The following is a 12,864-nucleotide window of genomic DNA, read 5'->3' on the forward strand; positions in this document are numbered from 1 at the left end:
AAATATATCTGTCATTAGAAGATACAAGAAATACTTTTACAACTTGAATACTCTGGAGCAAGCTCCATTCCTCCTGCAACTTGATCTAATTCTTCCTGACTTAATTCAATTGCATCTTGATCTCCATCAAATAAAATGTATTCCAAATCTGATACATTAACAAAGAGAGTGTTTCTATCTGTTTGATCATAAACAACTACTTTTCTTGTCTCTTTTGCAGCATAACCTGGATACAGCTCATTTATGGCTTCTTTAGGATTATTTACCAATCTTTCTCTATAGGAAGCATCATTAAGTGCTTTAAGAATAACTTCTCTGGTTTTTACTTTTGATTCGTCTGTTAATTCAATTTTAGTACTCATAATTTTAAAAATTTTAAGGTTTATATTTAAGGTTAATGTTTATACTTAATCACATTCTTTCTTGTTTATTCATTTTAAAAGATTATCTATGGCACAATCTCTTAAAAATTGATTCTTTACAGACTAATACAATTTTTCAGTGTAGAAAATAAAGAGTCCGTTAAATTCTTCCACATCATTTGCTCACCTCCCGCAATTGCTTCTAGTTGGTCTTCTGTAAGTTCCAGATTATCTATTTCAGGCTCTGCAGGCAGATTTACATATACTTTAGATTTATCTGTTTGGTCAACAACCACCAATTCTTTTCCTTCTGGCAAAACTATCTTAACACCTGTTAATTTTTCTATTGCTTCTACAGGATTTGCCAATAGTTGTTTTCTAAATTTGATATCTTCCCAAGCTTTAGAAATAACCTTTTGTATAATTTGTTGTTTTTTGTCTTCCATAACATTCTGTTTTCTATGTTGTAAAAATAAAACACCTTTTCTCTATGAATTTGCCAAGTTGTACTTCAAAACTGACAAAATTGTTTTTTTTGAAATTTGCCCCTCTTATCTCTTCTCCTTACTTCTGAAGATGTCAGTGCTAATAAAACAAAGGTATTTTGTGTTTTATGTGTAAACCTGACAATCTTACTTCAAACATGAAAATGTTTTTTTATCTTGCAGCCATTTGATTTTTAGCAGAAAAATCAATACTTATAAAAAGCTAAAAGTCTATGTTTAGATAGAATTATTGAACAAATTAAGTACAGAACCGATTGCTGGAAGAATTAAAGTTCGTTATTCAAACGATCTAATTATATCCATTTCACATGAGGCTATCTATGAGCATATTTGCAAAGACAGAAAATCTTATTTAGGCAAAAAATTAATTAAGCTTCTCTCTTATCATCAACATAAAAAGGGAGAAAAGAAACTCTTAGAAAGACCAGGTCAGTATTGACAAAAGATCTAACCACATTAAATTATCACAGCAAAGTAGGTATCAGGAAAGTCATGTAATGATTGGTGTACGACAAAAAAGTGTCATTCCCATACTAATAAAAAAAAACAAACAGATTAATCAGGCGCTTTTTTTCCAAAGCTCTTGAACTCACCGTTTGTTTTTTTTATTTATTAAAGTTTTAGAAATACCTTTTCTAAAATAAGAACCTTGCTCGATTATACAAAGGCTGATTCGAAATCCAAAAATTACATAAATTCCTATTAGATAATATTTTATGATTAAAAAAATCATTTATTTTTTCCGTCATAAATTCCTTATTTTCAAAATCTAGTTTAATTATAAGTTTAGTTAAATCTATCAACAAAGATATTTTTAGAATATCATAATGTTTATTATAGGACTGCTGAAAAAAGTAAGTTAATGAATCAAAGTATTCCTCGTAATTGAGATTTTTTAAGTGCTCATTGACAGAAATCCAATTGCGTATTATTTGTCTGTTAGGATTGTCTATTTCAAAATTCAAATCTATATTCCATTCATTTGGAAAAAAATCCAAATGATTATTCAAATTAGATCTAACCATATCTTCTGCAATACTTATAAATGTGTCATAAGCAAAATACTCTCTTGCATCAGGGTTTTTAGTCCAATAGAAATTGTTTTTAAAAACACTTCCAAACAAACCTTCTTTGTGTTCTCCATTAAACAAATAACACATTAAACTTTTTGCTGTTTTATTTCCTAATTCTATCTGATTACTTTTAAAATATACCCTTGATATATTTTTATTTTGTTCAAAGCATCTAGTACTTAAAGTGTACATACCCTGTTGTAATAAATATTCGATTAGAGCTATACATTCTAATGTAAAAACAATTGCTTTGTTAAAATTTTTAATTTTATGATAATATAATGCTTTAACAGACAACGCTCGCTGTTTTTCATATATATATTGATTTCCTAAAGAAGAACTTTCAATTTCTTGCTCTATTGCTAAATATTTTTTAAACGTATCATCTAAATTCGTGTTTTTGGAAAGCAATTCCTTTACAATCTCTGTCAATTTTTTAAGAATATTATCATCACTTGTAGTATCTTCTTTGTTTATTCCACATATTTCTTTTAATTCCTTTCTGTGAAGATCCATAAACAGTTTCTCTTTATCTTCGTCAAAGAAAGGTATGTCTATAGATTTTGGGAAAGAAGGAATTAAACACAAAAATTCCTCTATTTTTTCATACTCTAAAGTTGTTTTCATATTTGAATGTGTTTTTTGTTAAATTGAAAAGAGTTGTTTTTTGAAACCTTTGTTCATATGTATTTTACATACAAAGTGTCAAATTTTAAAACAAACTAAGTCTTCTTAAACGTAAAGATAAAGCAGGGTTTTTCTATAAATTTGCCAAATAGACTGACAAAAACGAACTTAAAAATTAATATACTTTTCTACAAAATACATCTTGAGTTCTCCTTTTCCCTTGGCCTGAATACTTCCGCGATATTCAAAACGAAAGCATTCTTCGTTTTTTATGAGATTATAAAGCGATTCACTAATGTTGACTTTGCCTACAATACCATTACTTTCAATCCTGCTGGCGGTATTTACAGTATCACCCCATACATCATATTGAAATTTCTTTATTCCTACTATCCCCGCTACAATGGGTCCTGCATGAATCCCTAATCGCATCTCAAAAGCAGGATTATTATTGGCATCATTGTTAATTTTTCTCTTAGACATAAAATCCTGCATTTCTAACCCTGCCAATACAATATTTGTCAAAGATTCTTTATCTGGTTTTGGGATACCTCCGGCAGCCATATAAGAATCTCCAATTGTTTTAATTTTCTCTATATTGTATTTCTCCGTTATTAAATCAAAAGCTTTAAAACAGGCATTTATTTCTTCTACTAAATTTTTAGGAGACATTTTCTCAGCGGTTTGAGTAAAGGATTTAAAATCTGAAAAAAGTATAGAAACTAAATTAAAGTCACGGGCATTAACAAAACCCTTTTGTTTTAGTTCTTGCGCTATTTCTTCTGGCAATATATTTAGTAATAGCTCATCAGAGAGGTCCTTTTCTATTTTCAAAGCTATTTTAGACTTTCGCGTGTAGTTTAATCTGTTCCATAATCCTAAAGCTATAAGAACAATAAAACACAAAGAGATAATAATAATATTTCGTTGTCTTTCCTGTTTTTGAACTTCTTCTTTATGTTTGGTTTCAACAACATGGTCTTTTCGTACATGAGATATACTGTCCAGTAATTGCCGATGCTGAAACTCCATAATCATCATTTTATTAGAAGTTTCTCCGGATTTTAAGCTGTCTTTGAAATTAATTGATTTTTCAAAAAAATAAAGCGCCAATTTATCGTTTTTAGTCACCTTATAAGCATTATACAAACAATCACAAGCGTCTTTTTTAACTGACATAGCCCCTATTTTTTGAGCATTATCATAACCTTTTAAGCATTTTGTAATTGCTTGTTTGTTTTTATTTAGTTTATTTAATATTTTCCCAATGGCAACTTCTGCCATACTTATGTATTGCAAACTATTAATTTTAGTAGAATATTGAAGCGACAGATTATAATAATATAATGCTTTCTCAAAATTTGATTGTTTAAAAAACAATTCTCCTAAACTGGATAATACTTCAATTTTTAATTGTTTATCATTTATTTTATCTGCATTCACTAGTGCCTGGTCAAGATTCTTTTGAGCTTTTGGGTAATTACCTAATTTTGCATAGACAATTCCCGAAGCATTTAAGTTTTGCGAAATAGCTTTTACATCCTTACTATTTTTATAAATTAAATATGATTTATCATAGTATTTTAATGCATTTGGGTAATCTTCTACTTGTGAATATATTGCGCCAATATTTTGGGATGTTGCCGCAGTCATTTTCTTGTCATTTAATTCTTCCTGAATAATAATAGCTTGTTTGTAGTAGTTTAAAGCATTTAGATAGTTTCCTAAATAATAATAAACACCTCCTATATTATTTAATATCGAAGAGATTCCTTTTTTATAGTTTGTTTTTTTATATTCTTCGTTACTCTTCTTAAAAAAGAACAAAGCATTTGAATAATCTCCCTGATAATAATAAGTTACCGCTTTATAACTATAACAATCACCTACTTTTCGGCTTTTACCTAAGGATTTATAAAAGTTTAAACTTTTATCAAAATACAATAATGATCGTGAATAATCTCCTGCATCCTGACTTTTCATACCTAAATTAAGAATAGAATCTGCATTCTTACTATTTATATTTGTCACGATCTCTTTTTGCCCCGTTTTTGAGTGTCCAAAAAAAGGTATTCCGTTAAATAATAGAAATAGAGAGAAAACAATATGTATGTTTCTTTTCATGAATATATATGTTTTAATAAATATTAAAACGTACATATTCAAATATAGAATAGGTACGTTTTAAATTTTTAAAATTGCCAATAACTTAATTTTTATTAAAAGAGTTTGCCCGAAAGATTGGTAGGCTTAATAATTATAGGAGGGGTTATATCTCCATCTCCACCGGCAACGATATCAAGCTGTTCTTCGTTCAATTCTACATCCTCCATATTGACTTCAGCAGGAATATTGATAAAAATTGTCGAAGAATCTGTTTGATCAACAAATGCAATTTTTTTACCTTCGGGTAGATGAATTGGGTGCCCTAAAAAACTTTCTATTGTTGCGAGAGGTCTAGTGATCAAATTATTTTTAAAAGTTGGATCTTCCCATGCTTTTTTAACAATTGCATCTAGAATTTTTTGGTCATTAGTTAATTCCATTTTTTCGTATATTAGTTAATTCCATTTTACATTGGGAAAATTAACTTCTTTTTCAGGTATAGAATTGCCAAATATGCTGACAAAAAAATTTATTTTTTAACCAATTTGATTATTGTTATTAGTTTTCTTTTAATTTCTTTATCAAAAAGTATTTCGAAATAATTTTTATGGAATTAGAAAAAAACAGGTAGAATACACCAAGTAAAATTGAAATTTTGAAATCTAAGAGATACCAATAATAGAAATAATCCGCCATTGCAGATTATTTCTTAAAAAGTAGACCATAAATTCAAACTTCAACTTATCCGCACGAGTGAGAAATAACGTCCTGGTACTACAGCGGGTTTGGGACTAAATTAAGTCCATTCTTGGGATTTGCCAAATCATTCCAAATACAAAACCAACTTTCCATTAAACCAATTGCCCAAATGCGTTGTAGTAGATGTTATGCAACGTGCATATTTCCTCAATTAACTTCAACTTCAAATAATATGGTTGATGTAGCATTTTCTCCATTACTATCTAAATATAAGATTTCAAAATTTTTGTTGATCCTTTTTGGATCTATTAAATAGCTTGCAGGAAAAGATATGGGATTTCCTCTTCCAACACTTTTCCCAACCATTGTTACTCGATTGTCTTTTGATCTTACCATTATTCCCGTTAGACAATCATGACATTTAGTATCTGAAATATATTTGACTGTAATTGAGTCTCCAATTTTATAATCACTACCTTTTAGGACTATTGGAGTCATGTTATTAAATTGATTATATTCTTTAATCTTTATTTTATTGTAGTAAACATGCCAAACACTTATCGTATCAGAAGCTTTACAAACAATAGAAATCAATAAAAATGACAATATTAAGATTGTGTTTTTCATGAATATTTTTTTAGCGGTAATGTTTTGGTGCATGTTGCATAAAAAGTTATACTAGTAATTTTTTAGCTTCTTCTATATTAGGTTCTCTGGCTAATTTCAAAACGCTGGCCATTACCTCTAACCAATGTCCTTCACCATAAGTATCATGAAATGAAGCACCATAAAATGAAGCGGTTGATGGATAAGAAACAATATTTCTCTCTTTTGCAATTTTAGAAAATATTATTGCTAATTGTTCTTTGTTAATAATTGTTGTTTGGAATCTTTCTGGTAAAATACCACAGGTACAAAATAACGTCAAGCATAAATTTGACAACTCTCTATAAGTTACATTATTTGATATAGATTGATTTAAATAGTAAAAAAGTTCTTTGGCACTATGATCCATGGCTTTTGTATTTAGTTTCTCTTTTTTAACTTGATTAAATATTGCAAATCCTACATAAATCTGTCTAAATAGTAACTATTATCTGTTGTTTTATTCTACTTTAAAAATGTCATTGTCCTTATCCTCCATCCAGTTATATTCAATTTCAAATGCAATTTGTCTTGCTAATTCAATTCCGTGACGGTCACTTATGAAACCCAATGTCATGTCTATTCCAGCACTTACACCTGATGATGTATAATATTTATCATCAATTGACCAACGAGCTTTTTTGTCCCAAATTACATTTGTCCCATTTGTTATCACCCAAGTAAATGCTCGTTTATTTGAAGTTGCTGTTTTATTGTCTAAAAGTCCAGTTCTTGCAAGTAACGCACTTCCCGTACAAACTGTCAATACGAATTTGCTGAAGATTGATATTTCTTTTATTTTATCTATGAGTAATTTATTTTCAACTTCTTTTCTTGTTCCCATTCCACCAGGTACTATAAATATTTCCAGGTTGTCGTGAACCTCTTCCAGTTTCTGGGTCAAGATAGAAACTCCATGTCTATTTTTTATTTGCCCACCATTTAGTGAATAAAACTTAATAGTATACAAGTCTAAAAGTCGTCCAAAAACTTCTACAGGTCCGAAAACATCTAAGGTTTCAAAGTCGTCAAATAGTAAAACTGCTATGCTCATAGTCTGGCGTCTTTTATAAATTATCTTCAACTTCCTGATACTACAGCAGGTTTGGGACTAAATTAAGTTCATTATTCAGATTTGCCGCATCATCCTAAATGCAAAACCAAATTTCCATTAAGCCGATTATCCAAATTCGTACTTACTACCAAATTGTTATTCTATCTTTCTTTGGCACAAACATTTTATCTCCAGACTGTACATTAAATGCTTCGTAAAAAGGTGTAGTATTCATTAGAGGACCATTAACACGCCAATTTGGTGGAGAATGCGGATTATTGTTAATCCATAAACGCAGGAACTCGTCTTTCATTTTTACTCTCCATATTTTAGCTATAGATATAAAGAAGCGCTGGTCCGGGGTAAAACCGTCGATTTTTGTATTTCCTTTACCTTGTTGGGTCATTTTAAAAGCATCATAGGCAACTGCTATTCCGGCAATATCCGCCGTATTTTCCCCAACTGTCATTGCACCATTAATATGTAGATTATCTAAAACTGTATAGGTACTATACAAATTGATAACCTGTTGTATTCTTGCCTTGAACTTTGCATAATCATCTTTTGTCCACCAGTTTTTCAAGTTACCATCCTTGTCATATTGAGCACCCTGATCATCAAAAGTATGGGTTATTTCGTGCCCTATAACCATTCCAATACCTCCGTAGTTAAGCGCATCATCTGCATTATTATCAAAATATGGGGCTTGCAAAATACCTGCAGGAAAAACAATTTCATTTGCAGTAGGATTATTATATGCTGTAACTGTTGGAACTGTAGTATACCATTCTGATTTATCTACTGGTTTTCCCAATTTTGCCAATTGAAATTGATATGCCGCTGTAGCGGCCGAAACCATATTCTCAAAATAGGTATTTCTGGCTATTTTTACACTACTATAGTCTCTCCATTTATCCGGATATCCTATTTTCTTAGTCATGGCCGCCAATTTTTCTTTCGCTTTTTGCTTGGTATCAGGACTCATCCATTCCAATTTATCAATTCTTTTGGCATACGCTTTTTGCAGATTATTCACCAGAACTAACATGCGTTTTTTGGCATCTTCAGAGAAATATTTCTTTACATACAATTCACCCAACGCTTCGCCTAAGTAATTGTCAAGGACATTCGCCATTTTCTCGCCACGTGATTTTTGAACAGCCTGACCAGAAAGCACTTTGGTATACTCAAATGAGGCATCTGCAAAAGGTTTACTTAAATCATCTGCATATCTTTCCAGAGAATTTGCTTTCAGGTAAATTTTCCAATTATTTATGGGAATTGTTTTCAAGAGCTTATTAAGGGCATCATAATAAGCAGGCTGTCCTACGTTAATAGAATCGGTTTGAGCGCCTAAATCATTTAAAAAAGTAGTCCAGTTTATGTTGGGATGTTTTTTTGCAAGATCTGTTACAGCTATTTTATTATAATTGGCCTGCACATCGCGAAGTTCAACTTTTGTTTTATGCGCAACGGCGAGTTGTTTGTCAAGATCGTAAACCAAATTAGCATTCTTTTGAGCCTCCTGAACGTTGCTGCCTGTTTGCTGAAATAATGTAGCAAGGTATTTTTTGTACGCTTTTTGTATGGCAAGAGTTGATGAATCTGATTTGAAATAATAGTCCCTGTCAGGCAAACCGATACCTGTCTGATAGATTTGGGCAATGTTCATACTGCTGTGTTTATCATCAGGTGACACTCCAAAACCTATAATAGAAGAATTGTTCACTTTTTCTTCAGTCACCACAAAGTTCATTAACGATGGTAAATCGCTAATTGCTTCAATTTTGGCAAGTAAGGGTTTTATGGGTGTATAACCGCGTTTGTCAATAGTTAGAGTATCCATACCTGATGCATAAAAGTCTCCTACCTTTTGCGCTATACTTCCTGCTGAATTTTTGCTTTGCGAAATACTGTCTAATATCCCTTGCAGGCGCATTCGTTGTGGGTAATTCATAAACATATAGGCACCAACTCCGGATTGAGATGCAGGTATTGATACAGAATCGTACCATTTGCCATTTACATATTTAAAAAAATCATCACCAGGCCGCAATGTGGAATCTATTCCGGTGATAGCAACATTTTTTTTCCCTTCATGTTTTGAACATGCTGTAAAAGCTAAAAATGCGATGAAGAGCATTAATGAATTTTTCATAATCTAGACTATTTCTATTAAAATGAACTGAAAAACGTTTGAAAGCAGATTTTTAAAATCTCTATGCTAGGCATAGTTAATTTTAGCAGAACAATATACGAATTCAGTTTTTAATTCTAAAGTTTTTGTAAAATTACTGCGTATAAATAACAGAATTATAGCTAATTATTTATCATTACTGTAATAATCTGGTATAACACTCCCGCACCTGGCTTTAAAACCTAAATAATCCTGTTATTGAGATTTACCAGCCAAGCGATAGCGCACAAACCTAAAAAAATCATCCTAAATATAAAACTGACTCTCCGGGGTCAGCTAGCAAAGGTCACATAAATATCGCTGACTCTTTCTTCATAAACAAAAAAAAACTAAACACCTATTAATCAAAACACTATAATTCAACTCTATCAATTTCACTAATCATTTTGCACTATTTTTCTTTTTTTTGTAATGCAATTTTATCTTATTTTTATCACAAGATTGTAGTTAAAAAAATGAAATAAAAATGATTGTTAAACTCTAAAAATTAAACCTCTAACCCCTAACCTATAACTAATGTATTACATGAGTAATAAAAATCTAATATTAATTTTTATAGTATTGCTTTTCTTATCGTTTAAAATCAAGGCACAAGGATCTGATAAAAACGCGAAGGATAGTATAATGCTCTACAATAAAATGCTTTCAGTAAAACAAATGCAGCAAGATCTTAAAATACTCCTCGCTATAAACGAAAAAGCAAATTCTGGCTTGTACCAATACCGCTCTAAAAAACAAATAGACAGCATTTACAATGCAGCCATCAAAAGTATTAAAAAGCCTATGAGCATTACCGAGTTTTACAAAATAATGCTCCCACTGGCCGATTATGAAGGAAGTGTACATAACTACACCATCCCTGATCTTGATTTAATAAAATTTCTCAATCGCCAAAAATCATTTTTTCCTTATCCTCTTATTTATATTAACGGGCAAATTATTTTCGATGGTCAATCATCAGATATACCAGCCGGCTCGAGGATAAGAAGCATAAACAGGATAAGTGACGTAAAATTGATGCAATCTTTTTATAAATATTATACAGCAGATGGCTTTAACACTACAGAAAAGTTATCGGCCAGCGTAAATAAATCCTTTGGGATAAACTATCTTCTGGAATATGGTCTTTGTAATGAATTCACAATAGAATACAATTCACCAAAATCTGAGTCTCTTGAAAAAAAGACACTCCCTGCAGTAACGCTAAAGCAAAGAGAAACAAACATTAAAAATAGATTTAGTGCTCCTGTTACTGATTTGATAGATTACAAAAAGCAGGCTTCCTATAGTTTTCGCATGATTAATCCGGCTACAGGTTTGTTAAATCTAAGATGGTTTGGAATGGCATACGGATCAGACGATCCTAAATTTGAACCCTATGTTCATTTTTTGGATAGCGTTTTTGCAGGACTGGACAAAAACAAGGTTTCTAATCTGATAATTGATGTTCGAAATAATCCCGGTGGCAGTGACCCTAACTTTGAACAGCCTATAATGTATCTCACAGATAAACCATTCAAAGAAAATCTAAAAGCCACCATAATTTTCGATCCCAACTTGTTGCCTTTTGAAAACTATTTCTGGGGCGTTTCAACATCAGAACGAATGGATAGTATTTCTAAAAAAATGGGGAAAGCATACCTAAAAGATCTGTATCCGGTTTTCAAAAACAATATAAGTGTACAAAACCAAAAATACAATCCGGTTTATTATCCTAAATCACCAGGGTTTAAAGGCAATGTTTACCTTTTGATTAATGAAAATGTAGCATCAGCTGCCTCACACTTTGCTTCTCTGGTAAAAGCATACGTTGAAAATGTTACCATAGTTGGTGTAGAAACTGTTGGCGGTTACTATCGTCACAACGGACATTCACCACTGGTCTATGAGCTTCCCAATTCAAAGATAAAAACCCAATTTTCAATTGTAAATCTGCTGCAGGATGCTCCAAAAAAGGATAATCAGCCAGAAGGTCATGGGATTATGCCCGACCATGAAGTATGGCCATCTCTAGATGATTTTTTCCAACATAAGGATACACAAATGGAGTTTACACTTAACCTTATAAAAACAAAATAATTTGGATTTGTTTATACTTCCCAAAACCAACAGAAAGCTTCAGAGAAATCTGGAGCTTTTTTCGTTTATTTAGATTGTAAAACAATGTCTGATTCAGAACGAATCTTTTTAGTTAATCATTTCTTAATCCAATAAGAAAGTTATTAGTATTATTCTAAATTCGTTCTGTCAATTCGTATGAAATAAGTTATGTTTTAAAAAATGACTCATTACCATGATATCCCAAAACAAATCTTAAAAACAACTTTTACAGTAAAAAATTGATCTATACAGCACTTATAAATATTGCGATTTTTCAAGGAATTGTCTTAGGCTTGATCATTTTAAAGTCTTCACTATTCAATAGCAATTCAAATAAATATTTAGCATACTTACTATTTGCACTTTCCATTGTTTTACTGAATTATGTTTTTGAAATTGAAGGTGCATTTACTTCGTATCCTTTTCTACGTTTTATAGACGATATCGAGTGGATATTTTTATTACCCGTTTTCATATTTCTGTTCATTATAAACCGGATTGACGATACTGTAAGGAATAGGCAGAAGCACTATTTGTATTATATTCCGTTTGCCTATTCCTCTATTGTTCATATTACATACGATCTTAGTAATGTTGCAGGAATTTATAAAATCCCGGATTCAAGTATTTTCCTAATCAATATACTTATGCTAATTCAGCTTTTATTTGCCGTTATCATCATCCCGTTTCTACCTCTTTACTCTTATTTTATGATAAGGCATTTAAAAGACTCTAAAGAAAAAAAATGGATAATTACTTTATTAACTATTCTTTATTTATTGTTATTGACTTGGCTTACGACCTATTTGGTTGGGTTATTGCTTGGTTTAGATATTTCCTCTACTATGAGTGTTCTGGCTCTTTCTGCAACATTCATAATTCACTGGACAGCTTACATAGGCATTTACAAATACAAACTGGCCAAAGACCAAGATGCAGTTTTCAATTTTTTAAATACAGATGTAGCTCTTTCGTATAGCAATCTGCAAATGGCAGAAAATAGTACACCAGAAGAATATAGGGAAGCTATCACAGTAGATAATCTTTATTTTCAAAAACTGGAACATCTTTGTAAAGAGCAGCACATTTATACAGACAGTACATTAAACAGAGAAAAAGTGGCTGAAAAATTAGGTATAAGCCCAGAATATGTTTCACAAATTATAAACACGATAACAGGAGACAACTTTGCCAATTACATCAATAACTATCGAGTTGAAGCGGTCAAAGAAATGATTTCAAATTCTGAATATGAAAACTATAATTTGTTGACGATGGGATTGGAATCTGGGTTTACTTCAAAAACAACTTTTTATAAAGCCTTTAAAAAAGTTACTGGTCAGACACCAAATGAATATAAGAACACCAGCAAATAAGTACCAATTTATACATTTCTGAGTTTTTGAAACCTTTTCTATTTCTTCTTAAGTGAATTTTGCGTTTAAATAATTCAAATTCCTTTTTATGAAAAAAAACTATTTACTACTTATCATTT

The 12,864-nt window shown here is 31.0% G+C and carries 11 protein-coding genes; 2 read left to right on the top strand and 9 right to left on the bottom strand.

Annotated features, from left to right (window positions below; translation table 11 throughout):
• Nucleotides 1–14: 14 nt before the first annotated feature.
• From GIY83_RS15435 to GIY83_RS15475, 9 genes are all read right to left on the bottom strand, one after another.
• Nucleotides 15–362, bottom strand: coding sequence for a hypothetical protein (locus tag GIY83_RS15435; RefSeq protein WP_208682370.1), 348 nt, complete (start codon nucleotides 360–362; stop codon nucleotides 15–17).
• 116 nt (nucleotides 363–478) lie between these two features.
• Nucleotides 479–808, bottom strand: a complete 330-nt coding sequence (locus GIY83_RS15440) for an NHLP leader peptide family RiPP precursor (protein WP_208682373.1) — start codon at nucleotides 806–808, stop codon at nucleotides 479–481.
• A gap of 695 nt (nucleotides 809–1,503) precedes the next feature.
• On the bottom strand, nucleotides 1,504–2,568 hold the full coding sequence (locus GIY83_RS15445) for a hypothetical protein (RefSeq protein ID WP_208682375.1): 1,065 nt from the start codon (nucleotides 2,566–2,568) through the stop codon (nucleotides 1,504–1,506).
• Nucleotides 2,569–2,736: 168 nt separating this feature from the next.
• Nucleotides 2,737–4,692 (bottom strand): adenylate/guanylate cyclase domain-containing protein, encoded by a 1,956-nt coding sequence (locus GIY83_RS15450; RefSeq protein ID WP_208682377.1) that lies wholly within the window; start codon nucleotides 4,690–4,692, stop codon nucleotides 2,737–2,739.
• A 95-nt stretch (nucleotides 4,693–4,787) separates the two neighbouring features.
• Nucleotides 4,788–5,114: a TOMM propeptide domain-containing protein gene (locus GIY83_RS15455; protein ID WP_208682379.1), complete on the bottom strand. Its 327-nt coding sequence runs from the start codon at nucleotides 5,112–5,114 to the stop codon at nucleotides 4,788–4,790.
• 466 nt (nucleotides 5,115–5,580) lie between these two features.
• Nucleotides 5,581–6,000 carry a hypothetical protein gene (locus tag GIY83_RS15460; RefSeq protein WP_208682381.1) on the bottom strand — a complete coding sequence of 140 codons (420 nt, stop codon included), beginning with the start codon at nucleotides 5,998–6,000 and terminating at the stop codon, nucleotides 5,581–5,583.
• A gap of 46 nt (nucleotides 6,001–6,046) precedes the next feature.
• Complete coding sequence (locus GIY83_RS15465; protein WP_208682383.1) at nucleotides 6,047–6,388, bottom strand: hypothetical protein; 342 nt, start codon at nucleotides 6,386–6,388, stop codon at nucleotides 6,047–6,049.
• A gap of 90 nt (nucleotides 6,389–6,478) precedes the next feature.
• Nucleotides 6,479–7,072 carry a DJ-1/PfpI family protein gene (locus tag GIY83_RS15470; protein ID WP_208682386.1) on the bottom strand — a complete coding sequence of 198 codons (594 nt, stop codon included), beginning with the start codon at nucleotides 7,070–7,072 and terminating at the stop codon, nucleotides 6,479–6,481.
• 145 nt (nucleotides 7,073–7,217) lie between these two features.
• Complete coding sequence (locus tag GIY83_RS15475; protein ID WP_208682388.1) at nucleotides 7,218–9,230, bottom strand: M13 family metallopeptidase; 2,013 nt, start codon at nucleotides 9,228–9,230, stop codon at nucleotides 7,218–7,220.
• A 564-nt stretch (nucleotides 9,231–9,794) separates the two neighbouring features.
• Here GIY83_RS15475 and GIY83_RS15480 point away from each other — a divergent pair.
• Both GIY83_RS15480 and GIY83_RS15485 read left to right on the top strand, forming a co-directional pair.
• Nucleotides 9,795–11,348 (top strand): S41 family peptidase, encoded by a 1,554-nt coding sequence (locus GIY83_RS15480; RefSeq protein ID WP_208682390.1) that lies wholly within the window; start codon nucleotides 9,795–9,797, stop codon nucleotides 11,346–11,348.
• A gap of 260 nt (nucleotides 11,349–11,608) precedes the next feature.
• Nucleotides 11,609–12,745 (top strand): AraC family transcriptional regulator, encoded by a 1,137-nt coding sequence (locus GIY83_RS15485; protein ID WP_208682392.1) that lies wholly within the window; start codon nucleotides 11,609–11,611, stop codon nucleotides 12,743–12,745.
• Nucleotides 12,746–12,864: the final 119 nt, after the last annotated feature.

Source organism: Flavobacterium sp. SLB02 (assembly GCF_009664855.1).
GTDB lineage: Bacteria > Bacteroidota > Bacteroidia > Flavobacteriales > Flavobacteriaceae > Flavobacterium.

Coding starts and splice junctions, on each gene's coding strand:
- GIY83_RS15455 (WP_208682379.1), bottom strand. CDS start 5,114: ATGGAATTAACTAATGACCAAAAAATTCTAGATGCAATTGTTAAAAAA.
- GIY83_RS15460 (WP_208682381.1), bottom strand. CDS start 6,000: ATGAAAAACACAATCTTAATATTGTCATTTTTATTGATTTCTATTGTT.
- GIY83_RS15475 (WP_208682388.1), bottom strand. CDS start 9,230: ATGAAAAATTCATTAATGCTCTTCATCGCATTTTTAGCTTTTACAGCA.
- GIY83_RS15470 (WP_208682386.1), bottom strand. CDS start 7,072: ATGAGCATAGCAGTTTTACTATTTGACGACTTTGAAACCTTAGATGTT.
- GIY83_RS15435 (WP_208682370.1), bottom strand. CDS start 362: ATGAGTACTAAAATTGAATTAACAGACGAATCAAAAGTAAAAACCAGA.
- GIY83_RS15440 (WP_208682373.1), bottom strand. CDS start 808: ATGGAAGACAAAAAACAACAAATTATACAAAAGGTTATTTCTAAAGCT.
- GIY83_RS15450 (WP_208682377.1), bottom strand. CDS start 4,692: ATGAAAAGAAACATACATATTGTTTTCTCTCTATTTCTATTATTTAAC.
- GIY83_RS15480 (WP_208682390.1), top strand. CDS start 9,795: ATGAGTAATAAAAATCTAATATTAATTTTTATAGTATTGCTTTTCTTA.
- GIY83_RS15465 (WP_208682383.1), bottom strand. CDS start 6,388: ATGGATCATAGTGCCAAAGAACTTTTTTACTATTTAAATCAATCTATA.
- GIY83_RS15445 (WP_208682375.1), bottom strand. CDS start 2,568: ATGAAAACAACTTTAGAGTATGAAAAAATAGAGGAATTTTTGTGTTTA.